Source organism: Nonomuraea sp. NPDC050310, assembly GCF_040655795.1.
Lineage (GTDB): Bacteria > Actinomycetota > Actinomycetes > Streptosporangiales > Streptosporangiaceae > Nonomuraea.
The window spans coordinates 1-23446 of the sequence record NZ_JBFAKP010000025.1; the positions used below are offsets into that span (position 1 = coordinate 1).

The following is a 23446-nucleotide window of genomic DNA, read 5'->3' on the forward strand; positions in this document are numbered from 1 at the left end:
GACCGGCCCGGCGAAATCTGCGGGAATTCAGACCGCCCCGTCTCCGGGGCAACCCCTCTAAGTTACCAGCCTTCTGACCAGTCCGCGAACCGATCATCAGAACCTGCGAGCTACAAGGGAGGGCGCCGAACTGCGTCGGCTTGAAAAGATTAGCAGCGCTCAAGACCACTTGTGACGCACTCCTGAGACGCCGCCCCGGAATCCCCGTGGCGCGGGCTCCTAGACTCGCCATGTGAGCAGCAACACGCCGCCAGTGGCCAAGAGGGTTCCGACCGACCGCACCCATCACGGCGACACCGTGATCGACGAGTACGCGTGGCTCGGTGACAAGGAAGACCCCGACACCATCGCCTACCTGGAAGCCGAGAACGCCTATCTGAAGGCCGAGACCGGCCAGCTCGAGGAGCTGCAGGAGCAGGTCTTCCAGGAGATCAAGAGCCGCACCCTCGAGACCGACCTGTCCGTGCCCAGCCGCAAGGGCGCGTGGTGGTACTTCTCCCGCACCGAGGAGGGCAAGCAGTACGGCATCTCCTGCCGGGTGCGCGCGGAGGGCGAGGCCCCGCCGGCGGTCGAGCCCGGCACGCGGCTCCCCGGCGAGCAGGTGCTGCTCGACGGCAACGAGCTGGCCGGCGAGAGCGCCTTCTTCTCCGTCGGCACCAGCGCCGTCACGCCCGACGGCACGATGCTCGCCTACTCAACCGACTTCAAGGGCGACGAGCGCTTCACCCTCCGGTTCAAGAACCTGGAGACCGGCGAGGTGCTGCCGGACGAGATCGAGAACGTCTTCTACGGCGGCGCGTGGTCGGCCGACGGGTCGGTCTTCTTCTACACGCGCGTGGACGACGCGTGGCGGCCGTTCCAGGTCTACCGGCACACCCTGGGCAGCAGCGAGCCCGACGTGCTGGTCTTCGAGGAGCCGGACGAGCGGTTCTGGGTCGGCATCGGCCTGACCCGCAGCGAGCGCTACCTGGTGCTCGGCGTCGGCAGCAAGATCACCAGTGAGGTCCGGCTGCTGGACGCGGCCGACCCCACCGGCGAGTTCAAGGTCGTCCGGCCGCGCGAGACCGGCGTGGAGTACGGCGTCGAGCACGCCGGCGACCACTTCTTCGTCCTGCACAACCAGAACGCGGAGAACTTCGAGGTGGCCACCGCGCCCCTCGACGACCCGGGCTCATGGACGCCGTTCATCCCGCACCGCGACGACACGCGGCTCATGGAGATCGAGGCCTTCGAGACCCACTCCGTGGTGCACTTCCGCAAGGACGGCCTGACCGGCATCCGCATCCTGCCCAACGGTGGCGAGCCGTACCAGATCGAGTTCCCCGAGCCGCTGTACGACGTCGGGCCGGCGGGCAACCCGGAGTTCTCGACCGGGCGGTTGCGGCTGAGCTACACCAGCATGGTCACCCCGCCGAGCGTCTACGACTTCGACCTGGCCACGCGCGAGCTGATCCTGCTCAAGCAGCGGCCGGTGCTGGGCGGCTACGACTCGGCCGACTACGAGCAGTTCCGCGAGTGGGCGACCGCCGAGGACGGCACCCGCATCCCGATCTCGCTGGTCAAGCGGAAGAGCACCGCCAAGGGCGCGCCGACGGTGCTGTACGGCTACGGCAGCTACGAGACCTCGATCGACCCCGGCTTCTCGGTGGCGAGGCTGAGCCTGCTGGACCGCGGGTTCGTCTTCGCGGTCGCGCACGTGCGCGGCGGCGGCGAGATGGGCCGGCGCTGGTACGAGGAGGGGAAGATGCTGCACAAGCGCAACACCTTCACCGACTTCGTGGCCGCGGCGAAGCACCTGCACGCGAGCGGCTGGTCGAGCCGGATCGTGGCGCGCGGCGGTTCGGCGGGCGGGCTGCTGATGGGCGCGGTGGCCAACCTGGCTCCGGAGGAGTTCGCCGGCGTGGTGGCCGAGGTGCCGTTCGTGGACGCGCTCAACACCATCCTCGACCCGAGCCTGCCGCTGACCGTGATCGAGTGGGACGAGTGGGGCGACCCGCTGCACGACCCGGACGTCTACGCCTACATGAAGTCGTACTCCCCCTACGAGAACATCGAGGCCAAGCCGTACCCGCCGATCCTGGCGATCACCAGCCTGAACGACACCCGCGTGCTCTACCACGAGCCGGCCAAGTGGATCGCGCGGCTGCGGGCCACGGCGCAGGGCACGTTCCTGCTGAAGACCGAGATGGGCGCCGGGCACGGCGGCCGCAGCGGCCGGTACGACTCCTGGCGCGAAGAGGCCTTCGCGCTGTCGTGGATCATCGAAAGGGGCACCAAGTGAAGCCACCGCCCGGCGGGCCGACCCGCTACGAGGCCGCCGACGACCGCTACGGACGCCTGCCGTACAACCGGAGCGGGCGCAGCGGGCTGAAGCTGCCCGCGGTGAGTCTGGGTCTCTGGCACAACTTCGGCGACGACCGGCCGATCGCCACGAGCCGCGGCATCCTGCGCAAGGCGTTCGACCTCGGAGTGACCCACTTCGACCTGGCCAACAACTACGGCGTGCCGTACGGCTCGGCGGAGCAGACCTTCGGCCGGATCTTCCGCGAGGACTTCGCGCCCTACCGCGACGAGATCGTCGTCTCGACGAAGGCGGGCTACGACATGTGGCCGGGGCCGTACGGCGAGTGGGGGTCGCGCAAGTACGTGCTGGCCAGCCTCGACCAGTCGCTCGGCCGGCTCGGCCTCGACTACGTGGACATCTTCTACAGCCACCGTCCCGACCCGGAGACGCCGCTGGAGGAGACGATGGGCGCGCTGGACCACGCGGTCCGGAGCGGCAAGGCGCTGTACGCGGCGATCTCCAACTACGACCCGGAGCAGACCGCGCAGGCGGCGCGGATCATGCGCGAGCTGGGCACGCCGCTGCTGATCCACCAGCCGTCGTACTCGATGGTGAACCGGTGGATCGAGGACGGCCTGCTCGACACCCTGGAGCAGGAGGGCATGGGCTGCATCGTCTACTCGCCGCTGGCCCAGGGCCTGCTGACCGACCGCTACCTGAAGGGGGTGCCGGCCGACTCGCGGGCGGCGACCAGCAGGTTCCTGTCGGAGAACCAGGTGGACGTGGAGCTGGCGACCGCGCTCAACGCGATCGCGCAGCAGCGGGGTCAGTCGCTGGCGCAGATGGCGCTGAGCTGGGCGTTGCGCGACGCGCGGGTGACCAGCGTGCTGATCGGCGCGAGCAGCACCGAGCAGCTCGCGGCGAACGTGGCCTGCGTGGACGGGCCGCCGTTCACCGACGACGAGCTGGCGGAGATCGACAAGCTCACAGGGCCGCGTTCCGCTGCAGGTAGGTGAAGGCCGCCCAGCCGGGCAGCACCGGGAGCCAGAAGGTGAGCAACCGGTAGAGCAGCACGGCTGAGGTGGCGACGTCCACTTCCAGGCCGGCCACTCGCAGGCCGGCGATGAGCGCGCCCTCGACCGCGCCCAGACCGCCAGGTGTGGGCGCGGCCGAGCCGATCGCGTTGGCGGCCAGGAAGACGACGGCCACGGCGGCGAAGTTCATGTCGCCGCCGAAGGCACGCACGCAGGCGTCGAGGCAGCTCACGAAGGCGATGGTGAGCAGGAGCGTGCCGCCGAAGCCTTCGAGCATCTTGCGCGGCGACTGCAGCACGTCGAGCAGGCGCGGCAGCACGTTGGTGAACAGCGAGCGGGTGCGGGTGGTCACCAGGCGGCGCAGCGGCGGCACGCCGAGCACGATGACGATGAGCACGGCGACCGAGAGCAGCACGAGCAGCAGCCCGCGCGACGGGGTGAACGAGGTGGCCGTGCTGGTGCCGGTCACGTAGGCGAAGAAGAGCAGCAGCGCGATGTGGAAGACCAGGCCGATGAGCTGGGAGGCGCCCACGCTGGCCAGGGCCAGGGTCGGCGGCACGCCGCTCTTCTGCAGGTAGCGGGTGTTGATCGCGACCGCGCCGACCGCCGCCGGGGCGACCAGCTTGACGAACGACGAGGCGAACTGCACCAGGAGGGTCCGCCAGAAGCCCAGCCGCGCCGGGACGAAGCCCATGATGACCAGGGCGGCGGCGACGAACGAGACGAAGGCGGCGCCCAGGGCGAGCGCGCCCCAGCCCCAGTTGGCCGTGGTCACCACGTGGCCGACGTCGACCTGGCTGAGCTGCGGCAGCACGATGTAGGCGGCCAGGGCGGTGGCGATGATGGTGATCAGGGTGCGGGGCCGGAACCGCTCCAGCCGCACCTCCTCCACCGCCGCCTGCGGCTTCAGCACCACGATCTGGTCGCGCAGCTCGGTCAGGAGCTGCTTGTTCTTGGCCAGCGCGCTGCGGGTGTCGCGGGTCAGGGCGATCTTCTGCAGCAGCGGGATGGCGGCGGCCAGCGAGGCCTCGCCCATGATCTCGCGGGCGGCCTTGACCGAGCGCTCGGCGCCGACCCGCAGGCCGAGGTAGGTCAGCAACTGCGCCACGTCGATGCGCAGCAGCAGGTCGCCGGCGGCGATCTCGCCGCTGCGCGCGTCGGTCAGGATGACCTCGCCGTCGGCGTCCACCTGGATGCTGTCGCCGGTCAGCCGCCGGTGCGCCAGCCGCTGGCGCTGCAGCAGCCGGACCTGGCGCCAGATGCGCAGCAGCAGCTCGTCGGTGATCTCCTCGTCGTCGAGGAGGTCGAGCGGGCGGGCGTCGAGGTGCTCGTAGGCCAGCAGCGCGGCTTCGGTGCCGATCTCGCTGGTGGCCAGCAGCCGGGGGGTCGAGGCGCCCGCGGCCTGCGCGGCGTAGGCCATCAGCGCCTCGCGCTCCAGTTCCGCGCGCAGCGAGCGGATGGCCCGCCGCCGGGTCTCCGAGCTCAGCCAGATCCGCCGCCACAGCCGGTACGGCAGGCCCGCCACCTGCTGGTCGCGGTCGAGCACGGTGACGTCGAGGCTGCCGCCGTCCTTGAGCCCGACGGCGTAGCGACGACTGCCCTGGTGGTCGTCCTCGATGCGGCGGGCGGCGACCGGCTTGAAGGCCAGCCGGCGCAGCGCGGTGACCACGGCATTGCCGGGCGGCCGGGTGTTGGGGCTGCCCACGCCGTACAGGGTGGCATAGCCCATGGCCATGCCGAACAGGACGGTGACCAGGGCGCTCGGGATGGTGATGGCCCGGCCGCTGAACAGGGAGAGCAGGAAGAGCGCGATCACGGTCCACATGAGCGCGCGCCAGGTCGGCCGCCGGGAGATGCGCACGGCGGTGGCGTAGGCGATGACCGAGGTCAGCAGGGTGTTGAGCGGTTCGAGGTCGCGGCCGCCGGTGAGCAGGCGGCCGAGGTCCTGCGGGCCGGCCGGGGAGCGCACCCACTCGCCGACCAGGTAGGAGGCGAGCATCGCGATGATCGCGGCGATCAGGCCCTCGGCGACGCGCAGGCCGTCGCGGTGGAAGACCCGTTCGACGGCGAAGGCCGCGGGCACGCCGAGGACGGCGGCGCCGCCGAGGAAGGTGGCGATGCGGGTGAGGAACTCGGGCGCGAAGCCCGCTCCGGTCAGGACGTCCTGTTCGAGGCCGTAGAGCGTCTGCTTGGCGACCAGCGAGAGCAGGATGACCGCGGCGAGGGCGAGCAGCGTGGCGAGGAAGCGCAGGGCGTCCGAGGGCCGGCGCAGGCGTTGCGGAAACAGCGGCTCGACCACGAAGACGGCCGGTTCGTCGCGCGACTGGGCCACGGCGGGATCCTCCTCCGCGAGATCCTCCGTGTCAGCACGTTCCCTGATGTTGGCCACCGACGCGATTCTGCCCTTTCCGCTGGCGATAGTGCGATCTTTCGCCTCCAGTGTCCCGAACCGTCACTCCAGACATGGCACCGGGTAAGGAGTCGGCCAGGTCGGTCGTGCCCTCCACAGCATTCCCGGAACCTTTGGCGAAACTCTTCCCATGATCACTCGTGCCCTGCTCGCTCTCGCTCTTGCCACGCCCGGAACCGTCGAGGTCTCGGTGGACGAGGTCATGAGCCACCTCCAGGCCTTCCAGGCGATCGCCGACGCGCACGGCGGCAACCGGGCCGCCGGGGAGTCCGGTTACGACGCCTCGGCCGACTACGTCGCCGCCCGGCTGCGAGCCGCGGGGTACGAGGTGGAGCTGCAGCCGTTCGTCTTTCCGTTCTACCGCGAACTGAGCGCCGCGAAGCTGTCGGGGAAGAAGGCTTTCCCGAAGGTCTCCACGTTGGTCTTCTCCGGCTCCGGCCGGGCGAGCGGGCGGCCGCGCCGGGCGGGCGACGGGTGCCTGCCGCGGTCGTTCGCCGAGTTCCGCGCCGGTCAGGTGGCCGTGGTGCAGCGGGGAGCCTGCCCGTTCCAGGTCAAGGCGGTGAACGCGCGCCGGGCGGGCGCCTCGGCGCTGGTGATCGTGAACCAGGGCGGGCCGTTCGGCGGGAGCCTGGAGACGCCGCAGTCCATCCCCGTGGTCGGGGTGAGCGCGGCGGTCGGCAAGCAGGTGGCCGCGCAGCGCCGGGTGCGGGTGGTCACCCGGACGGCCAGCGAGCAGCGGGTCACCTACAACGTGATCGCGCAGACCAAGGCCGGCAACGCGAACAAGGTCGTCATGGTCGGCGCGCACCTGGACTCGGTGCCGGACGGTCCGGGGATCAACGACAACGCCTCAGGCAGCGCGGCGATCCTGGAGCTGGCCGAGCAGGTGGCCAAGGCCAAGCCGGACCGGGCGATCCGCTTCGCGTGGTGGGGCGCGGAGGAGGAGGGGCTGCTGGGCTCGATCCACTACGTGATGCAGCTCGACGACGCCGCGCGCGAGAAGATCAAGGCGTATCTCAACCTGGACATGATCGGTTCGCCGAACCCGACCTTCGGCATCTACGACGGCGACGACTCCGACAAGGAGGGCGCGGGTCCGGGGCCCAAGGGGTCGGCGCGGATCGAGCGGGCCTTCGAGCGCTGGTTCACCGCGAAGGGCCTGCCGTACCAGGGGACGGACTTCTCCGGGCGTTCCGACTACGGGCCGTTCATCCAGGTCGGCATCCCGGCGGGCGGGCTGTTCACCGGGGCGGACAGCGACAAGACGGCCGCGGAGGCCAAGGTCTTCGGCGGCGAGGCGGGCAAGCCACTGGACAAGTGCTACCACCTGCCCTGCGACTCGCTGGCCAACGTCAACCGGACGGCCCTGCGGACCAGCGCGGAAGCGGTCGCGGCGGTGCTGGCGAAGCTCGCCTGGCGGTCCTGACACCACACTTTCGTGATGGGAAAGCAACGTGTGCGGGCCTTCCAGAAAAGTTCCGGAATCAATAGTTTCTCGGAACAAGCGCGCGCTTCAACCCGGGTCCCCCTTTAACCCTCACCCGAGGAGCTTTATGCGTATCCGACTTCGCGTCGGCACCGCGCTGGCCGCGGCGGTTCTCGTCGCCGCCCCGGTGGTGACGACCGGTTCCGCGCAGGCCGCAGCCAAGCCCGATCCCGTCAGCAAGCTGGTGCAGTTGGTCAAGGGCAAGCACGCCAAGGCGCATCTGTACGCGCTGCAGGCCATCGCCAGTGCGACCGGCGGCACCCGCGTCGACGGCTCGCGGGGCTTCGAGCTGTCGCGCGACTACGTCGCCAAGCTGCTCAAGGCCGCCGGTTACGAGGTGTCGATCCAGAAGTTCGAGTTCGAGGACACCGACTTCAAGGTGACCCCGTCCTTCGAGCGGGTCTCCCCCGACCCCAAGAGCTTCGCCCGCGGCCTCGACTTCTACGAGGCGCTCGGCACCGGCACCGGTGCGGGCAACGGCAAGCTCCAGAACGTGGACCTGGTCATCCCGCCCGGCCCGAACCCGAACTCCAACACCTCCGGGTGCGAGGCCGCCGACTTCGCCGGCTTCACCGCGGGCAACTGGGCGCTGGTCCAGCGCGGCACCTGCCCCTTCACCCAGAAGGTGGCCAACGCCGTGGCCGCCGGCGCGACCGGCGTGGTCATCATGAACGAGGGCCAGCCGGGCCGCGAGGGCGTCATCCGCCCCGACCTGTCGACCGCTCCGGCGAGCGTGCCGGTCATCGGCGTGGAGTACCTGCTGGGCGAGGAGTTCGCCAAGACCCCGGGCACGACCGTCAAGGCGGCGATCGACCTGGAGCAGGTCACCACGAAGTACGACTCGTACAACGTGCTGGCCGAGACCCGGCGCGGCGACAAGAACAACGTCGTCATGGTCGGCGGCCACCTGGACTCCGTGCACGAGGGCCCGGGCATCAACGACAACGGCTCCGGCGTCGCGGCGATCCTCGACGTGGCGCTCAAGCTGGCGCACATGAAGCCGGACAACGCGGTGCGCTTCGCGTTCTGGGGCGGCGAGGAGTTCGGCCTGCTGGGCGCCGAGCACTACGTCGCACAGCTGACCGAGGCGGAGAAGGCCAAGATCGGCCTGTACCTGAACTTCGACATGGTCGCCTCGCCGAACTACAAGTACGCGATCTACGACGGCGACGGCGACGCCTTCGGCACCGCCGGGCCGGAGGGTTCGGCGGAGATCGAGAAGGCCTTCGAGGACTTCTACGCCGGCCGCAACCTCGGTTCGGTGCCGACCGCGTTCGACGGGCGCTCCGACTACGGGCCGTTCATCGCCACGGGCATCCCGGCCGGCGGCCTGTTCACCGGGGCCGAGGGCCGCAAGACCGCCGCGGAGTACGCCCTGTTCGGCGGCGTCCTCAACGGCCGGTACGACCCGTGCTACCACCAGAAGTGCGACACCATCAAGAACATCAACGACACCGCGCTCGACGTGAACGCGGACGCCATCGCGACCGTCACCGGGCTGTACGCCTTCGGTGACGCGCTCAAGTCGGTGCACAAGGCCGGCGCCGCCCACCCGGGCGCCAAGACGGCCAAGGCGAGCGTCGCCGACCACGACGCTCCCGCGGTCGCCGGCTAGGCGAGGCTGAGGGGCGGGTACGGCAGGCTTGCCGTACCCGCCCCTTTAGTCTGGAAGCATGCTGAACGTGCTCGGCGCCTGCCCCCTCGACTGCCCCGACACCTGCTCGTGGGTGGTGAGCGTGGAGGACGGCAAGGCGGTCAAGATGCGCGGCAACCCCGAGCACCCCTACACGCGCGGCGCGCTGTGCGTGAAGGTCAACCGCTACCTGGAGCACACGCAGGCGAGCGACCGCATCCTGCACCCGATGCGCCGTGTCGGCCCGAAGGGGTCGGGACAGTTCGAGCGCATCTCGTGGGACGAGGCGCTGGAGGAGATCTCGGTACGGCTGCGCGGCATCGTCGAGGAGTTCGGCGGTGAGGCGATCTGGCCCTACCAGGGCACCGGTTCGCTGGGCTACCTGCAGGGCTGCGAGGGCGTGGGCGGCCGGCGCTTCTGGAACGCGCTGGGCGCCTCCAAGCACTGGCTCAACATCTGCTCGGCGGCCGGCAACTCCGGTCTGACCCTGGCCAACGGCACCCCGGGCGGCATGGACCCCGAGGACTTCGCGCACGCCAAGCTGATCCTGCTGTGGGGCACCAACACGCTGACCTCCGGGCACCACCTGTGGAAGTTCATCCAGGACGCCAAAGCGGCCGGGGCGCACGTGGTGGCGATCGACCCCATCCGCACCCGCACCGCCGACCAGGCAGACGAGCACCTGGCCATCCGGCCGGGCACCGACGCGGCGCTGGCACTGGGCCTGCTCAACGTGGTCGTGGCCGAGGGCGCGGTGGACGAGGCGTTCGTGGCCGAGCACACCTCCGGCTGGGACGACTTCGCCGCCGAGATCGCGCGCTATCCGGTGGAGCGCGTCGCCGAGCTCACCGGCATCCCCGCCGAGGCCATCCACAGGCTGGGGACGCGGCTGGCGCACACGCGCCCGACCGCGATCCGGGCGACCATGGGCATCCAGCGGCACGCCGGCGGCGGCACCGCGCTGCGCACCATCGCGGCCATCCCCGGCGTGACCGGCGACTGGCGGCACCAGGGCGGCGGCGTGGCCTACTCCACCAGCGGCCACGTGCACCTCAACATCGACACCCGCGACGACCTGCTGGCCCAGCCGGTCCGGACGCTCACCATGACGCGGCTGGCCTCCGACCTGGAGAAGGTCAAGTGCCTGTGGGTCTACGGCGCCAATCCGGTCGGCTCCACCTCCGACAGCGAGCGCATCCGGCGGGGGCTGCTGCGCGACGACCTGTTCACCGTGGTCATGGAGCACTTCCCGACCGACACCGTCGACTACGCCGACATCGTGCTGCCGGCGACGATGCAGATCGAGCACATGGACCTGCACGCCGGGTACGGCCATCTCTACCTGCTGTGGAACGAGCCGGCCGTGGCGCCGCCCGGGGAGTGCCTGTCCACGACCGAGACCTTCCGGCGGCTGGCCGCGCACATGGGGCTGGACGAACCCGCCCTGCACGCCAGTGACCTGGAGCTCGCGGCCGAGCTGCTGGACAGCGGCCACCCCTCGCTGGAGGGCATCACCCTCGACCGGCTGCGCAAGGAGGGCTGGGTGCGGATGAGCTACCCGCAGCCGTTCACGCCGTTCGCGGAGGGCTTCCCGACGCGGGACGGGCGGCTGCGCTTCCCGCCCCGGGGCAAGGCGTACGTGCCGCCGCGGTCGGTGGCGGCTTCGCCGTACGGGCTGACGTTGATCACCCCGGCGGCGCACACCTTCCTGAACACCACCTTCGCCAACAACCCGGAGCTCGTACGGCGAGCCAAGGAGCCGGTCGTGCTGGTGAACGCCGCCGACGCGGCGGCACGGGGGCTGAGCGACGGCCAGCGGGTGCGCGTGCACAACGACCACGGCGCCTTCCCGGCCCTGGTCGAGATCAGCGACCGGGTCGCGCCCGGCGTCGTGGCCTCGCCGAAGGGCCGCTGGCCCAAGCTGAGCGGCGGCGCCAACCCGAACTCGGTGGTGCAGGAGGGCGACGCCGACCTCGGCCGGGGGGCTCTGTACCACGACAACCGGGTGGAGATCAGCCCAGCGGGAGCTTGAAGCCCTCGTGCGACTGGGCGTAGCCGAGCGCGCGGTAGAAGCGGTGGGCGTCCTCGCGGGCCTTGTCGGAGGTGAGCTGCACCAGCGCGCAGCCGCGGTCGCGGCCCTTGGCGTGGCACCACTCCATCAGCCGCCGCCCCAGGCCGTGGCCGCGCAGGTCCTGGGCGATGCGCACCGCCTCGACCAGCAGGCGGGTGGCGCCGTTGCGGGAGACGCCGGGGATGTAGGTGAGCTGCGCGGTGCCGACCACGCGGCCGTCGATCTCGGCGACGACCAGCTCGTTGTTGGGGTCGGCCTCGATCGCCTCGAAAGCCTGCAGATGGGCTTCGCCGTAGCTGCCGGTGCGGTCGGCGGCGATGGCGTCGTCGGCGATGAGGGCGACGATGGCCGGCAGGTCGGCGAGGGTGGCGGTGCGGAACAGGAAGGACAGGAAGTACTCCGACTCGGGCAGCACGTCGCGCATCAACGCGGTCTGCCCGGTGGGGAGGAAGCCCTTGCCCCGGTAAAGGGCGCGGGCGGCGGTGTTGTCGTCGACCGCCCACAGGTTGAGCCGGGTCGCGCCGCGTTCGCGGGTCCAGTCGATCACCACATCGACGAGGAGGGAGGCGAGCTTGCGGCCTCGGGCCTCGGGGGCGATCCACATGGAGAACAGGTGGCCGTCGCCGTTGTCCTCGATCCGGCCGCCGACCAGGCCCACGTCGGTGCCGTCCTGCGTGGCCACGAACCACGCCCGGTCCTGATTCTTCACGCTTTCGAGCCAGCGCTCGGGCGAGTACTCGCTCTCCACCTCGTAGGTGTAGTAGAAGGCGTCGGGCGAATCCTTCAGCGCGCGCAGCCGGATCTCCTTCAGTCGCATCGCCTCGTGCGCGCCAAGTTGTTCCACAGTGATGTTCCGCATGGTCAGCATCATGTCAGGGACGGTTCAGGGTCCATCCCCGATGTGGACACAGGGCATTCGGGGGCACTCTGGGCCCATGACCGAAATCTCGCGGAGCGAAGAACTCTCGTTGTCGGGCGCCGCCTTGCGAGGCGCTCCCTGGAAGGCCGCGGCCGTCGCCGGCGGCGGCATCGCGGGCGTCAGCCTGCTGGTGGGCCTGATCCCGTCCGGGTCCCCGAACCTCACCTGGGCCCTCGGCCTGGGCATCAGCCTGTTCGCCCTGGTCGCGGCGATCGGCGCGGTGGCCAACCCCCAGGTCGGCGACCGGACCACGCGCCAGGCGCGGTTGTGGTCGTTGCAGCATCCGTGGAAGTTCGCGTTGCTGCCCGCCGGAATCACCGCGGTGCTGGAATACCCGGTCCAGTTGCTCTTCGATGGTGAGGGGATCTTCGACGCGGCCTGGGACTCGCTCTGGCGCGGCGCCCTGGTCTATCTGATCGCCGGCATCATCACCACGGCGATGAAGGGACGAGCACGATCTTCCCAGTGACCTGGCGTCCGACCAGGTCCGCCATCGCCTCGCCCGCCTCGGCCAGCGGCCGGACCCGGGGTGCCACCGGGTCGATGCCGTCCAGCCGGAGCAGGCCCTCCAGCAGGTCCCGGTTGGCGGCGGCGTTCGAGACCGCCCACGCACCCCAGTCCACGCCGACCACCGACCGGTTGCGCAGCAACACCTGGTTGGCCGGGAGCAGCGGGATCGTCCCCGAGGCGAACCCGACCACCAGCAGCCGCCCGCCCTCGCGCATCCCCCGCAACGCCTGCTCCGCCGGCTCGCCGCCGACGGGGTCGACCGTGACGTCGACGCCCCAGCTCCGGGCCGCGTCCTTCAGTCCCTCGTAGCCGATGACCTCGTCGGCGCCCGCCTCTCGGGCCAGCTCGCGCTTGCCCGGCGTGGAGGCCGCGGCCAGGACGGCCGCGCCGTACGCCTTGGCCACCTGGACGCACGCGAGCCCCACCCCGCCGCCGGCGCCCAGCACGAGGACCCGCTCGCCCGGCCGCAGCCGGGCCCGCTCGCTCAGCGCGTAGGCCGCGGTGCAGTAGCTCTGCACGAAGCCGGCCGCCCGCGTGGTCTCCAGCCGGTCGGGGATGGGTACGGCCTGCGTCCGATGCACCAGGACGCGCTCGGCGAAGCCGCCGAACATGCAGAAGGCCAGCACCCGCGTGCCGTCCGCCAGCCGCCCGGCCACCTCGCTGCCCGGGACGAAGGGCAGGGGCGGCCTGATCTGGTAGCGGCCCGCGACGATCAGCCCGTCGACGAAGTTGACCCCCGCGGCCTCGACCTCGATGACCACCTGGTCCGGCCCCGGTTCGGGATCGGGGAGATCCTGGAGCTCGACCCGGCCCAGCTCGCTGCAGACGACCGCCCTCATGGGATCAGCTTCGCCTACCGAACATTATTCCGGCAAGGTCCCCTCGCGCTCCGCCTGGCTGCGGCAGACGCAGAACTCGTTGCCCTCCGGGTCGCGCATGGTGACCCAGCCGGTGCCGTCGTCCTTGCGGCGGTCGTCGTACACGGTGGCGCCGAGGGCCAGCAGCCGCTCGACCTCCTGGTCGCGGGTGCGGCCCTCGGTGCCGTTGACGTCCAGGTGCACGCGGTTCTTGACCGCCTTCGCCTCGGGGACGCGGATGAACAGCAGGAAGGGGTCGGCCGGGGTGCGCAGCATGACCTCGTCGTCGCCGGGGACGTCGCCCTCGCCGAGTGGGTAGCCGGTGGCCTTGCTCCACCAACTGGCCAGCTCGTAGGGGTCGTCGGCGTCGATCGTGACAGCGTGGATCTCAATCATGGAGTCACTCAAGCGCCTGCCCGGGGACCCGGTCAAACGGGTTAGTGACCCGCGCCGGCCAGGTTGAGGCCGACGACGCCGACCAGGATGAGCGCGATCGAGCCCACCTTGAGCAGGGAGAAGTCGTCGCCGAGGACGATCATCCCGAGGATGGCGGTGCCGACTGCGCCGATGCCGGTCCAGACGGCGTAGGCCGTACCGACCTCCAGCGACTTGAGCGCGGTGGCCAGCAGCCCGAAGCTGAGGACGGCGAAGAGGAGGAAGGAGGCGGCCCACCACAGGTGCGAGAAGCCTTCGCTCATCTTGAGCGAGTAGGCCATCGCGACCTCGAAGAGACCGGCGGTGACGAGAAAGAGCCAAGCCATGACGAACTCCCGGTGCGCGTCGTCTTGGCAGGCCGGGTACGGCGCGTCTCGTCCGGGAGCGGGGCAGGATCGACCCACTCATCGAGTCACAACGCTCCGGGGGCCGCGGTGATTCCTCAGCGCACGTCCCACCAGACGGTCACCCAGCGGTCGCGCGGCACCGGCCACATGCCGAGCTCCATCGCCGTCCCGGCGACCTCGCCGGCCCGCTCGGGCGACAGGCACAGCCGGTGGCAGGCGCTGGCGGCGAGCTCCTCGATGTCGCTGAAGCGGGAGATGGGGGCCTCGCGCTCCTCCACCCGGACCGGGTAGCCCAGGGCGGCGGCCAGGGCGACGACGTCCTCGGCGATGGGACGGACCGGCCGCTCGGAGCCGTGGTAGTGCGACCAGAGGCGGCTGAGCCAGCTCAACGGGTGGCGGTGGGTGAGCTCGATCACCACCCTCCGGCGGGCGTGCGCGTGCAGGGCGCGCAGGAAGTCGGCCAGGCCGGGGACGTTGTAGACCACGTGCGCGGCGACGGCCACGTCGGCCTGGGGCACCTCGCCGGCGACATCGGGCCAGCGGCCTTCGACGGTCTCGGCGGAGATGCCCAGCTTGTCGGCCCGGGCCACGAACTCGGTGAGCATCTCGGGCGAGACGTCCACGGCGGTGATGGCGGTGATCAGCCCGCGCAGCGGCAGCGAGGCGGCGCCCGCCCCCGAACCGACGTCCAGGACCGTTCCCGGCAGGACCTCGCCCAGGCGGTGGATGGTGGGGCCGGGCGCGGCCATCGCCTGATCGGTGCGCACGACGAATCGGGTGGGGTCGTGACCCCAGGGATCGACCGGGGCGGCGGCCCGGATCTCCGCGGGGATGGCCCATGACTCAAGGTGCGCGCGCCAGCGGGCGTCGAGTACTTCGGCATCCATGTGTCGAGCATGACACGCATATCCGTGGTTACCCGCGGGTAGCATTATGAGTAAGGTTACTCGCCAGTACTGAATCCCCTCCGGTTCCAAGGAGCACCAGCCATGGGCCACTACAAGAGCAACGTGCGCGACCTGGAGTTCAACCTCTTCGAGGTGTTCGGCCGCGGTGACATCCTGGGCACCGGCCCGTACACCGACGTCGACGAGGACACCGCGCGCACCATCCTGGACGAGGTGGCGCGCCTGGCCACGGACGTCCTCGCCGCCTCGTTCGAGGAGGGCGACCGCACCCCGCCCGTCTTCGACCCCGCCACGAGCACGGTGACGGTCTCCGAGGGGGTCAAGAAGTCCTTCAAGGCGCTGATGGACGGCGGCTGGGGCCACCTCGACCTCCCGACCGAGCTCGGCGGCCCCGGCATCCCGCGCTCGCTGGCGTGGGCCGCCGCCGAGATGATCCTCGGCTCCAACCCGGCGCTGTACATGTACGCCTCGGGCCCCAACTTCGGCTACACCCTGTGGACGCTCGGCACCGCCGAGCAGAAGCGCTTCGCCGAGATGGCCATCGAGCGCAACTGGGGCGCCACCATGGTGCTGACCGAGCCCGACGCGGGCTCCGACGTCGGCGCCGGCCGCGCCAAGGCGGTCCAGCAGCCCGACGGCACCTGGCACATCACCGGCGTCAAGCGCTTCATCACCAGCGCCGAGCACGACATGGCCGAGAACATCTTCCACCTCGTGCTGGCCCGCCCCGAGGGCCACGGCGTCGGCACCAAGGGCCTGTCGATGTTCCTCGTGCCGAAGTACCACGTCGACCTCGACAGCGGCGAGCTGGGCGAGCGCAACGGTGTCTACGTGACCAACGTCGAGAAGAAGATGGGACTCAAGGTCTCCACGACCTGCGAGCTCACCTTCGGCGACAAGCACCCGGCGATCGGCTGGCTGGTCGGCGACGTGCACGAGGGCATCAAGCAGATGTTCATGGTCATCGAGCACGCCCGCATGATGGTCGGCACCAAGGCCATCGCGACGCTGTCCACCGGCTACCTGAACGCGCTGGAGTACGCCAAGTCCCGCGTGCAGGGCGCCGACCTGACCCAGATGATGGACAAGAGCGCCCCGCGCGTCGCCATCACCAACCACCCCGACGTCCGCCGCGAGCTCATGCTCCAGAAGGCGTACGCCGAGGGCATGCGCGCCCTGGTGCTCTACACCGCGACCTTCCAGGACGCCATCCAGCTCAACCCGGGCGACAAGGACGCGGAGGCCATGAACGACCTCCTCCTGCCGCTGGTCAAGGGCGTCGGCTCCGAGCGCTCCTACGAGCTGCTCTCCCGCTCGCTGCAGACCCTCGGCGGCTCGGGCTACCTGCAGGACTACCCGATCGAGCAGTACATCCGCGACGCCAAGATCGACTCCCTCTACGAGGGCACCACCGCGATCCAGGGTCTCGACCTGTTCTTCCGCAAGATCCTGCGCAACCAGGGCAAGGCGATCGGCGCGCTCCTGGCCGAGATCAACGCCTTCGCCGCCTCCGAGGCGGGCAACGGCCGGCTCAAGGAGGAGCGCAAACTCCTGGCCGAGGCCGCCGCCGAGATCAAGACCATGGGCGACACCATGGCCGGCTGGGCGCTCGGCTCCCTGGAGGCGCCGAACGAGGTCTACAAGGTGGGGCTCAACACCACCCGCCTGCTGCTCGGCCTCGGTGACCTGGTCATCGGCTGGCTCCTGCTGCGCCAGGCCGAGGTGGCGCTCAACCGCCTCGGCGGCACCGAGGACGCCTTCTACCAGGGCAAGATCGCGGCCGCGTCGTTCTTCGCCCAGACGGTTCTCCCCCGGCTGGCCGCCGAGCGCCGCGTGCTGGAGGCGACCGACCTGTCCCTGATGGAGCTTCCGGAGGAAGCCTTCTAAGGGCGTGTGAACCACCTGCTCCCGCGGCAGGCCGCAAGGACGGCGTCACCCTTCCGGGTGGCGCCGTCCTTCGTTGGGTGTGATCACCCGCTGCCGGGTATGACGGTGGCGTACGCGGTCCTTACCCCCGGAGGTCGCCATGGGCGTCGGAGTCAGCATCTTCTTCCTCACCCTCGGCGCGATCCTCTACTTCGCCATCGAACCCGACGTCTTCGGCAGCTCCGTGCACATGGACCGCATCGGGCTGATCTTCATGATCGTCGGTGGCATCGGCATCGTGCTGAGCGTCGTGCTGGCCCCCAAGCGCGGGCGCACCTCCGACGACCAACTCCTGCGCCGCGAGAACAACCCGCCGGACCGCTGAGCTCAGAGCTCGTGCTGGAGGGCGGCCCGGGCGGCCAGGATCGGCTTGATGTGCTTGGCGATCACATCCTGGTGCTCGGGGTGGTCGCGGTAGACCAGGTAGTCCTCGACCGAGGCGAAGTCCGCGACGATGGCCAGGTCGTGGTTGCCGTCGTTCACCCCCGCGTCCAGGCCGATGGTGTAGGCGCCCAGCTCGGGGATGATCCCCGGCAGCCGGCCCAGCTCGGTCGCGACGGTGGCCTTCTGCTCGGCCGTCGCCTCGTCGGTCCACTTCAGCAGGACGATGTGTCGGAACTTCATGCGCACCAGGGTGACACAGGCCCTCGTGCGGTACGGCAGGCCGGGCAGGGGTGAGCCTGCCCGGCGGCCGTCGATCAGCTCCAGGCGAGCATGCGGAGCGGGTCCTCCAGCATCGCGCCCACGTCGCGCAGGAACAGCGAGCCGAGCTCGCCGTCGACGATGCGGTGGTCGAACGAGAGCGCCAGCGTGGTCACCTTCCGCACCGCCAGCTCCCCGTCCACCACCCACGGCATGTCCCGCACCTGGCCGAACGCCAGGATCGCGGACTCGCCGGGGTTGAGGATCGGGGTGCCGGTGTCGACGCCGAAGACGCCGACGTTGGTGATGGTGAACGTGCCGCCGGACATCTCGGCCGGCTGGGTCCTGCCCGCCCGGGCGGTCTCGGCCAGGGCGGTGAGCGCCTTGGCCAGCTCGGGGAGGGACAGGGCCTGCGCGTCCTTGATGTTCGGGACGATCAGGCCCCGGGGCGTGGCGGCGGCGATGCCGAGGTTCACGTAGTGCTTGACCACGATCTCCTCGTCCGTCCACGACGAATTGATCATCGGGTAGCGGCGGGCGGCGACCAGGACCGCCTTGGCCACCAGGAGCAGCGGGGAGACCTTCACCTCGGCGAAGTCGGCGAGGGTCTTGAGTCGCTGGACGGCCGTCATGGTGGCGGTCACGTCGACCTGGAGGAACTCGGTCACGTGCGGGGCGGTGAACGCGCTGGCCACCATGGCCTGTGCGGTCATCTTCCGTACGCCCTTGACCGGGATGCGCTCCTCCCGCACGCCCGGCTGGACGGAGGCGGCCTGCTGGCCGACGGTCTGGCCGGGAGTCTGGCCGGCGGTAGCGGCGGCCTGGATGTCGTCGCGGGTGATCGAGCCCTGGGGGCCGGTGCCCTTGAGGGTGGTCAGGTCGACGCCCAGGTCCTTGGCCAGCTTCCGCACCGGCGGCTTCGCCAGCACCGCCAGCCGCGCCGGCGATACGGACGCGACTGGGGTGACAACCGGTGCTTCAGCGGGGGCCGTCTCGGGGGCGGAGGGGGTCTTTCTGGCGCGGCGCTTGGAGGCGCCGGTCTTGACGCCGTAGCCGACCAGGACCGCCTGGCGCTCCTCCTTGGGAGCGGGGCTGCCGTGCGCGCCCGGCTCGACCGCGCCCTCCGCGGGCGGACGCGGGACCATGTCGTCGGCCAGCGCCTCCAGCCGGGAGGGCGTTTCGGAGACGGCCGGCTCCGCCGTACCACCACCGGGCTCGTCGGTCTCCACGGCGATGATGGGCACGCCCACGTCGAGCGTCTGCCCCTCCTCGCCCAGCAGGTCGGCGATGACGCCGGCCCACGGGATGGGCAGCTCGACGATGGACTTGGCGGTCTCGATCTCGACGACGATCTGGTTGACCTTGACCGTGTCGCCCGGCTTGACGTGCCAGCGGACGATCTCGGCCTCGGTCAGGCCCTCACCGACGTCGGGAAGCTTGAATTCACGTCGCATGCGAGGCCTCTCAGTACGCGAAGGTCCGGTCGACGGCGTCGAGGACCCGGTCGAGGTCGGGCAGGTAGTGCTCTTCCAGCTTGGACGGCGGGTAGGGGGTGGAGAAGCCGCCGACCCGGAGCACGGGCGCTTCGAGGTGGTAGAAGCACTGCTCGGTGATGCGGGCGGCGAGCTCGGCGCCGAAGCCGCTGTTGACGGGCGCCTCGTGGACGACGACGACGCGGCCGGTCTTGCGCACGGAGGCGAACAGCCGGCCGGTGTCCAGCGGGTTGAGCGAGCGCAGGTCGATGACCTCCAGCGAGCGCCCGTCCTCGGCGGCGGCCGTGGCCGCCTCCAGGCAGGTCTTGACCATGGGGCCGTAGGCGACGAGCGTGGCGTCGCCGCCCTCGCGCACCACGCGGGCCTCGTCGAACGGGGTCCACCAGTCGGTGGCCGAGGTGTCGACCTCGGCCTTCTCCCAGTAGCGCCGCTTGGGCTCGAAGAAGATGACCGGGTCGTCGCTCCGGATGGCCTGCTGGATCATCGTGTACGCGTCGGCGGGGTTGGAGCAGGCGACGACGCGCAGCCCGGCGGTGTGGATGAAGTACGCCTCGGGCGACTCGCTGTGGTGCTCGACGGCGCCGATGCCGCCGCCGCACGGAATGCGGACGACGATGGGGAGCTTGATGGCCCCCAGGGCGCGCATGGGCATCTTGGCGAGCTGGGTGATGATCTGGTCGGCCGCCGGGAAGACGAAGCCGTCGAACTGGATCTCGCAGACCGGGCGGAAGCCGCGCAGCGCGAGGCCGATCGCGGTGCCGATGATGCCGGACTCGGCCAGCGGGGTGTCGATGACCCGGTCCTCGCCGAAGTCCTTCTGCAGGCCGTCGGTGACGCGGAAGACGCCGCCGAGCTTGCCGACGTCCTCGCCCATGATGAGGACCTTGGGGTCGTCCTCCATGGCCTTGCGCATGCCCTCGTTGAGCGCCTTGGAGAGGGAGAGAATGCTCATGCCTCGAAACCCTCCAGATAGGCGGCGTAGGCGGTTCGTTCCTCGTCGATGAGCGGGTGCCCGGAGGCGTAGACGTGCTCGAACATCGCCATCGGCGTCGGGTCGGGCATCTCCACGCAGCGCCGGCGCAGGTCGGCGCCGAGTTGCTCGGCCTCGGCCTCGACGGCGTCGAAGAACTCCTGGTCGGCCAGCTCGTTCTTGAACAGGTAGGCCTTGACCCGCTCGATCGGGTCCTTCAGCTTCCAGGCCTCCAGCTCGCTGGCGACGCGGTAGCGCGTGGGATCGTCGGTCGTGGTGTGGGCGCCCATGCGGTAGGTGAAGGCCTCGATGAGCGTGGGGCCCTGCCCGCTGCGCGCGTCGGCCAGCGCCTTGCGGGTGACCGCCAGGCAGGCGAAGACGTCGTTGCCGTCGACGCGGACGCCGGGGAACCCGAAACCGGCCGCACGCCGGTAGAGCGGGATGCGGCTCTGCTTCTCGATCGGCTCGGAGATCGCCCACTGGTTGTTCTGGCAGAAGAAGACGACCGGGGCGTTGAAGACGCTGGCCCAGACGAAGGACTCGTTCACGTCGCCCTGGGAGGAGGCGCCGTCGCCGAAGTAGACGATGGTCGCGCCCTCGCCGCCGTCGCGCTGCATGCCCATGGCGTAGCCGACCGCGTGCAGGGTCTGGCTGCCGATGACGATGGTGTAGAGGTGGAAGTTGTGCTCGGCAGGGTCCCAGCCGCCGTGGTTGACGCCACGGAACAGGCCGAGGAGCTTGACGGGGTCGACATCCCGGCACCACGCCACACCGTGTTCACGGTAGGTCGGGAAGGCCATGTCGACGTCGGTCAGCGCGCGCCCGGAGCCGATCTGCGCGGCCTCCTGGCCGAGCAGCGAGGCCCAGATGCCCAGCTCGCCGTGGCGTTGCAGCGCGACGGCTTCGAGGTCGATGCGGCGGACGAGGACGAGGTCGCGGTAGAGCGCCCTGACCTCCTCCGGTGTCAGGTCGATGTCGTAGTCGGGGTGCTCGACTCGCTCGCCCTCGGGGGTGAGGAGCTGGACGAGTTCCGGAGGTGCGGCCTCCACTGTCATGTGCCACTCCTGTGCGGTCGGAGCCGGTTTGTCTGGGTTCGCCAACTTAGTCCCGGCTTCATGGGCGCAGTCTCACTGGTAGGTGTTCGTACGCTTATGGGGACATCGTGGCAGAGCACACAGCGAGGTGCGCAAGCCCCATATCCTCCCGTTCCCTGCATACCCTCTCCCTACCCAGCGAAGAAATGGATCACCGTCTGAGAGCGCACCGAGCGCTGATCATCGCCCTGGTGCCCGCCGTGGCCCTGCGGGCCGCCGCCGTGCTCGGCTATTCGCCCGCCCTGTACTTCTGGGCCGACTCCTTCGCCTTCCTGCGCGAGGATCTCGCCCCGGGCACCACCCGGCCGTCCGGCTACTCCTTCCTGCTCGCGCTCCTGCGCCCGGCGCACAGCCTCACCCTCGTGACCGTGGTGCAGCACCTGCTCGTGCTCGCCCTCGCGACCGGCCTCTACGCCCTGCTGCGCAAGCGCGGGCTGCCGGGCCGGGGGGCGACGCTGCTGGTCACGCCGCTGCTCTTCGACGAATTCATGCTGCTCCTGGAACACATGATCATGGCCGACGCGCTCTTCACCGTGCTGGTGACCGCGGCGATCGCGCTCCTGGTGTGGCGGGTCACGCCGGTGACGTGCGCGGTGGCCGGGCTGCTGCTCGGCTGCTCCGGCGTCACCCGGACGATCGGGCTGCCCCTGCTCGGGCTGGCGGCCGGCTACCTGATGTTCCGGCGGTACGGCTGGCGCCCCCTGCTCGCCCTCGCGCTGGCGGGAATCCTGCCGCTCGGGGCCTACGCGACCTGGGCCAAGGCCGAGAACGGCAGCTTCGCGCTCACCCGGGCCGACGGGACCTTCCTGTGGTCACGCACGATGAGCTTCGCCGACTGCCGGGTGATCAAGCCGGAGCCACGGCTGGCCGTGTTGTGCCCCGGCATGCCCGTCGAGCAGCGGCCGTACGCGCCGCACTGGCTGTGGGAGGAGTTCTCGCCGCTGACCAAGGTGCGGGGCGTGGACCGGCGCAACGGGCTGGCCGGGGAGTTCGCGCGCCGGGCGATCCTCTCCCAGCCGGGCGGCTACCTCGCCTCGGTCGCGGTGGACCTGCGCAAGCTGCTGGCCTGGGAGCGCACCGGCAGCACGGAGAAGAGCCCGTACAAGCTCCCGGCGACCGGCAAGGAACTGCCCGCGTCCGTGCGCGGCACCGCGGAGTCCTACGAGGCCGGGCCGGCCGCCACCCGGGTCGCCGAGCCGTACGCGGGGGTGTTGCGCGCCTACCAGCGCGTGGGCTACCTGCCCTTCCCGCTGCTCGTCCTCGGCCTGGTGGCGACGCTCGTGGCGGCGCTGGTCCGGCGCTGCGAGGAGGCGCTGCTGCCGGGCCTGGCGGCGCTGGCGCTGCTGGTCGCGCCGCCCTTCCTGGCCGCGTACGACGTGCGATACGTCATCCCGGCCATCCCGCTCGCCTGCCTGGCCGCAGGGCTCGTTCTGGCTGGCACTAGGCTTGGCCACGGTAATCCGCGACCTCAGGAGGCACATCGTGGCGCGCGTCATCGTCGACGTCATGCTCAAGCCGGAAATTCTTGACCCGCAGGGCCAGGCGATCGCCCGAGCGCTGCCCCGGCTCGGATTCGACGGCGTTTCCGCGGTACGGCAGGGCAAAAGGTTCGAGATCGAGCTCGACGGCCCCGCCGACGAGGCCGCACTTGCGGACGTCCGGAAGATGGCCGAGACCCTGCTGGCCAACACCGTCATCGAGGACTACGCCGTCCACGTCGAGGACTAGCCGCCCCGGGGGGAGAACGGCACATTTGCCGGTCCGATTTCCCCCTGGCGGAGTAATGTCGCATTTCGCCGTGTCACAATCCCACGGGCTTGCCAACACTAAATAACAACAACGTGATTTTGCGGTTAGCCCTGATTTCACGGGGAAACCTACTCCAGGTGACATTCTGGCGCCGGGAGGAGACCGGTGGACATTGAGTTCTCGCTGGCACTGCCTCGGGATGCGATCGGCATCCCGATGGTCAGGCGAGTGCTCGGCGATGCCCTCCGCTCGCTCAACGTGAGCGAGACGTGTATCGCCGAACTGCTTCTCGCGGTCTCCGAGGCCTGCTCCAACGCGGTCCGCCACGGGGGTCCCGCAAACCGCTACGAAGTCAGCGCCGCGATCGGCTACGGCCGGTGCGAGATCAGCGTCGCCGACTACGGCAGCGGACTGCCCGCCGTACCCGCTCATTTTCCGCCCGCCGAGGTCGAGAACGGCCGCGGGCTGCTCATCATGCGCTCCGTCGTCGACGAGATGAGCTTCGGCATCACTCCCGGCCGCGGCACGACCGTCCGGCTTTGCAAAGAGCTGACCTGGGACGACGAGGCACCCGCCCGGGCCAGGCAACTCGCCGCCGTCTGAGAGCTCCCCGGTCGAGGCCGCCGCCAAGGCAGCGACGGGGAGCCGGTAACCTTTGAGCCGCCGCATTCTCCCGGA

Annotated in this window: 21 protein-coding genes and 1 riboswitch; of the genes, 11 read left to right on the top strand and 10 right to left on the bottom strand. The window is 70.4% G+C overall.

Features of this window, described 5'->3' with window-relative positions; all coding sequences use genetic code 11:
* Positions 1–232 precede the first annotated feature (232 nt).
* Both AB0I67_RS36750 and mgrA read left to right on the top strand, forming a co-directional pair.
* Positions 233–2281 (top strand): S9 family peptidase, encoded by a 2049-nt coding sequence (locus AB0I67_RS36750; RefSeq protein WP_357933666.1) that lies wholly within the window; start codon positions 233–235, stop codon positions 2279–2281.
* The gene (gene mgrA, locus AB0I67_RS36755) at positions 2278–3300 is read left to right on the top strand and encodes an L-glyceraldehyde 3-phosphate reductase (protein ID WP_357933669.1); all 1023 of its coding nucleotides are present in this window, start codon (positions 2278–2280) and stop codon (positions 3298–3300) included. The genes AB0I67_RS36750 and mgrA overlap by 4 nt, the downstream gene beginning before the upstream one ends.
* Here the strand turns inward: mgrA and AB0I67_RS36760 are convergent.
* The gene (locus tag AB0I67_RS36760) at positions 3269–5707 is read right to left on the bottom strand and encodes a lysylphosphatidylglycerol synthase transmembrane domain-containing protein (RefSeq protein WP_357933671.1); all 2439 of its coding nucleotides are present in this window, start codon (positions 5705–5707) and stop codon (positions 3269–3271) included. The genes mgrA and AB0I67_RS36760 overlap by 32 nt on opposite strands.
* Positions 5708–5858: 151 nt before the next feature.
* Between AB0I67_RS36760 and AB0I67_RS36765 the strand changes: the two genes are divergently transcribed.
* The 3 genes from AB0I67_RS36765 to AB0I67_RS36775 all read left to right on the top strand — a co-directional run bounded on the left by AB0I67_RS36765 (position 5859) and on the right by AB0I67_RS36775 (position 10879).
* Entirely contained in the window at positions 5859–7154 is a 1296-nt protein-coding gene (locus tag AB0I67_RS36765; protein WP_357933674.1) for a M28 family metallopeptidase, read from the top strand.
* Between the two features lie 127 nt (positions 7155–7281).
* Positions 7282–8829 (top strand): M28 family metallopeptidase, encoded by a 1548-nt coding sequence (locus AB0I67_RS36770; RefSeq protein ID WP_357933677.1) that lies wholly within the window; start codon positions 7282–7284, stop codon positions 8827–8829.
* Positions 8830–8887: 58 nt separating this feature from the next.
* Complete coding sequence (locus AB0I67_RS36775) at positions 8888–10879, top strand: molybdopterin-dependent oxidoreductase (protein ID WP_357933680.1); 1992 nt, start codon at positions 8888–8890, stop codon at positions 10877–10879.
* Here the strand turns inward: AB0I67_RS36775 and AB0I67_RS36780 are convergent.
* On the bottom strand, positions 10860–11777 hold the full coding sequence (locus tag AB0I67_RS36780) for a GNAT family N-acetyltransferase (protein ID WP_357933683.1): 918 nt from the start codon (positions 11775–11777) through the stop codon (positions 10860–10862). The genes AB0I67_RS36775 and AB0I67_RS36780 overlap by 20 nt on opposite strands.
* A 76-nt stretch (positions 11778–11853) precedes the next feature.
* Between AB0I67_RS36780 and AB0I67_RS36785 the strand changes: the two genes are divergently transcribed.
* Entirely contained in the window at positions 11854–12306 is a 453-nt protein-coding gene (locus AB0I67_RS36785) for a hypothetical protein (RefSeq protein WP_357933685.1), read from the top strand.
* Here the strand turns inward: AB0I67_RS36785 and AB0I67_RS36790 are convergent.
* The 4 genes from AB0I67_RS36790 to AB0I67_RS36805 form a co-directional block, all read right to left on the bottom strand.
* A complete protein-coding gene (locus tag AB0I67_RS36790) occupies positions 12266–13186 on the bottom strand; it encodes an NADPH:quinone oxidoreductase family protein (protein ID WP_357933688.1) in 921 nt (306 codons plus the stop codon). The two genes, AB0I67_RS36785 and AB0I67_RS36790, sit on opposite strands and share 41 nt — an antisense overlap.
* 24 nt (positions 13187–13210) lie before the next feature.
* A complete protein-coding gene (locus tag AB0I67_RS36795; RefSeq protein WP_357933691.1) occupies positions 13211–13600 on the bottom strand; it encodes a VOC family protein in 390 nt (129 codons plus the stop codon).
* Between the two features lie 41 nt (positions 13601–13641).
* The gene (locus tag AB0I67_RS36800; RefSeq protein ID WP_357933694.1) at positions 13642–13965 is read right to left on the bottom strand and encodes a multidrug efflux SMR transporter; all 324 of its coding nucleotides are present in this window, start codon (positions 13963–13965) and stop codon (positions 13642–13644) included.
* Positions 13966–13978: 13 nt separating this feature from the next.
* A riboswitch (guanidine-III (ykkC-III) riboswitch) is annotated at positions 13979–14046 on the bottom strand.
* 35 nt (positions 14047–14081) lie between these two features.
* The gene (locus AB0I67_RS36805) at positions 14082–14873 is read right to left on the bottom strand and encodes a class I SAM-dependent methyltransferase (protein ID WP_357933697.1); all 792 of its coding nucleotides are present in this window, start codon (positions 14871–14873) and stop codon (positions 14082–14084) included.
* Positions 14874–14975: 102 nt separating this feature from the next.
* Between AB0I67_RS36805 and AB0I67_RS36810 the strand changes: the two genes are divergently transcribed.
* On the top strand, positions 14976–16781 hold the full coding sequence (locus AB0I67_RS36810) for an acyl-CoA dehydrogenase (RefSeq protein ID WP_357933700.1): 1806 nt from the start codon (positions 14976–14978) through the stop codon (positions 16779–16781).
* A 139-nt stretch (positions 16782–16920) separates the two neighbouring features.
* Positions 16921–17145 carry a hypothetical protein gene (locus tag AB0I67_RS36815; protein ID WP_357933702.1) on the top strand — a complete coding sequence of 75 codons (225 nt, stop codon included), beginning with the start codon at positions 16921–16923 and terminating at the stop codon, positions 17143–17145.
* Positions 17146–17147: 2 nt separating this feature from the next.
* On the opposite strand, the gene AB0I67_RS36820 is transcribed toward AB0I67_RS36815, so the two are convergent.
* From AB0I67_RS36820 to pdhA, 4 genes are all read right to left on the bottom strand, one after another.
* Positions 17148–17444 carry a Dabb family protein gene (locus AB0I67_RS36820; protein ID WP_357933704.1) on the bottom strand — a complete coding sequence of 99 codons (297 nt, stop codon included), beginning with the start codon at positions 17442–17444 and terminating at the stop codon, positions 17148–17150.
* A gap of 74 nt (positions 17445–17518) precedes the next feature.
* Positions 17519–18916 carry a dihydrolipoamide acetyltransferase family protein gene (locus tag AB0I67_RS36825; RefSeq protein ID WP_357933707.1) on the bottom strand — a complete coding sequence of 466 codons (1398 nt, stop codon included), beginning with the start codon at positions 18914–18916 and terminating at the stop codon, positions 17519–17521.
* A 10-nt stretch (positions 18917–18926) separates the two neighbouring features.
* Complete coding sequence (locus AB0I67_RS36830) at positions 18927–19907, bottom strand: alpha-ketoacid dehydrogenase subunit beta (RefSeq protein ID WP_357933710.1); 981 nt, start codon at positions 19905–19907, stop codon at positions 18927–18929.
* Positions 19904–20980, bottom strand: a complete 1077-nt coding sequence (gene pdhA, locus AB0I67_RS36835; RefSeq protein WP_357933713.1) for a pyruvate dehydrogenase (acetyl-transferring) E1 component subunit alpha — start codon at positions 20978–20980, stop codon at positions 19904–19906. Before pdhA ends, AB0I67_RS36830 begins: the two co-directional genes overlap by 4 nt.
* Positions 20981–21165: 185 nt before the next feature.
* On the opposite strand from pdhA, the gene AB0I67_RS36840 reads away from it, so the two are divergent.
* From AB0I67_RS36840 to AB0I67_RS36850, 3 genes are all read left to right on the top strand, one after another.
* Complete coding sequence (locus AB0I67_RS36840; RefSeq protein WP_357933716.1) at positions 21166–22548, top strand: hypothetical protein; 1383 nt, start codon at positions 21166–21168, stop codon at positions 22546–22548.
* Positions 22502–22747, top strand: a complete 246-nt coding sequence (gene purS / locus AB0I67_RS36845; protein ID WP_357933719.1) for a phosphoribosylformylglycinamidine synthase subunit PurS — start codon at positions 22502–22504, stop codon at positions 22745–22747. The genes AB0I67_RS36840 and purS overlap by 47 nt, the downstream gene beginning before the upstream one ends.
* Positions 22748–22933: 186 nt before the next feature.
* Positions 22934–23371 carry an ATP-binding protein gene (locus AB0I67_RS36850; RefSeq protein ID WP_357933721.1) on the top strand — a complete coding sequence of 146 codons (438 nt, stop codon included), beginning with the start codon at positions 22934–22936 and terminating at the stop codon, positions 23369–23371.
* Positions 23372–23446 lie beyond the last annotated feature (75 nt).

What these genes read in the sequence shown, in the direction of transcription:
- AB0I67_RS36765 (WP_357933674.1), top strand. Translation starts at nt 5,859, where the DNA reads ATGATCACTCGTGCCCTGCTCGCTCTCGCTCTTGCCACGCCCGGAACC.
- AB0I67_RS36770 (WP_357933677.1), top strand. Translation starts at nt 7,282, where the DNA reads ATGCGTATCCGACTTCGCGTCGGCACCGCGCTGGCCGCGGCGGTTCTC.
- AB0I67_RS36775 (WP_357933680.1), top strand. Translation starts at nt 8,888, where the DNA reads ATGCTGAACGTGCTCGGCGCCTGCCCCCTCGACTGCCCCGACACCTGC.
- AB0I67_RS36780 (WP_357933683.1), bottom strand. Translation starts at nt 11,777, where the DNA reads ATGCGGAACATCACTGTGGAACAACTTGGCGCGCACGAGGCGATGCGA.
- AB0I67_RS36785 (WP_357933685.1), top strand. Translation starts at nt 11,854, where the DNA reads ATGACCGAAATCTCGCGGAGCGAAGAACTCTCGTTGTCGGGCGCCGCC.
- AB0I67_RS36790 (WP_357933688.1), bottom strand. Translation starts at nt 13,186, where the DNA reads ATGAGGGCGGTCGTCTGCAGCGAGCTGGGCCGGGTCGAGCTCCAGGAT.
- AB0I67_RS36795 (WP_357933691.1), bottom strand. Translation starts at nt 13,600, where the DNA reads ATGATTGAGATCCACGCTGTCACGATCGACGCCGACGACCCCTACGAG.
- AB0I67_RS36800 (WP_357933694.1), bottom strand. Translation starts at nt 13,965, where the DNA reads ATGGCTTGGCTCTTTCTCGTCACCGCCGGTCTCTTCGAGGTCGCGATG.
- AB0I67_RS36805 (WP_357933697.1), bottom strand. Translation starts at nt 14,873, where the DNA reads ATGGATGCCGAAGTACTCGACGCCCGCTGGCGCGCGCACCTTGAGTCA.
- AB0I67_RS36810 (WP_357933700.1), top strand. Translation starts at nt 14,976, where the DNA reads ATGGGCCACTACAAGAGCAACGTGCGCGACCTGGAGTTCAACCTCTTC.
- AB0I67_RS36815 (WP_357933702.1), top strand. Translation starts at nt 16,921, where the DNA reads ATGGGCGTCGGAGTCAGCATCTTCTTCCTCACCCTCGGCGCGATCCTC.
- AB0I67_RS36820 (WP_357933704.1), bottom strand. Translation starts at nt 17,444, where the DNA reads ATGAAGTTCCGACACATCGTCCTGCTGAAGTGGACCGACGAGGCGACG.
- AB0I67_RS36825 (WP_357933707.1), bottom strand. Translation starts at nt 18,916, where the DNA reads ATGCGACGTGAATTCAAGCTTCCCGACGTCGGTGAGGGCCTGACCGAG.
- AB0I67_RS36830 (WP_357933710.1), bottom strand. Translation starts at nt 19,907, where the DNA reads ATGAGCATTCTCTCCCTCTCCAAGGCGCTCAACGAGGGCATGCGCAAG.
- pdhA (WP_357933713.1), bottom strand. Translation starts at nt 20,980, where the DNA reads ATGACAGTGGAGGCCGCACCTCCGGAACTCGTCCAGCTCCTCACCCCC.
- AB0I67_RS36840 (WP_357933716.1), top strand. Translation starts at nt 21,166, where the DNA reads ATGGATCACCGTCTGAGAGCGCACCGAGCGCTGATCATCGCCCTGGTG.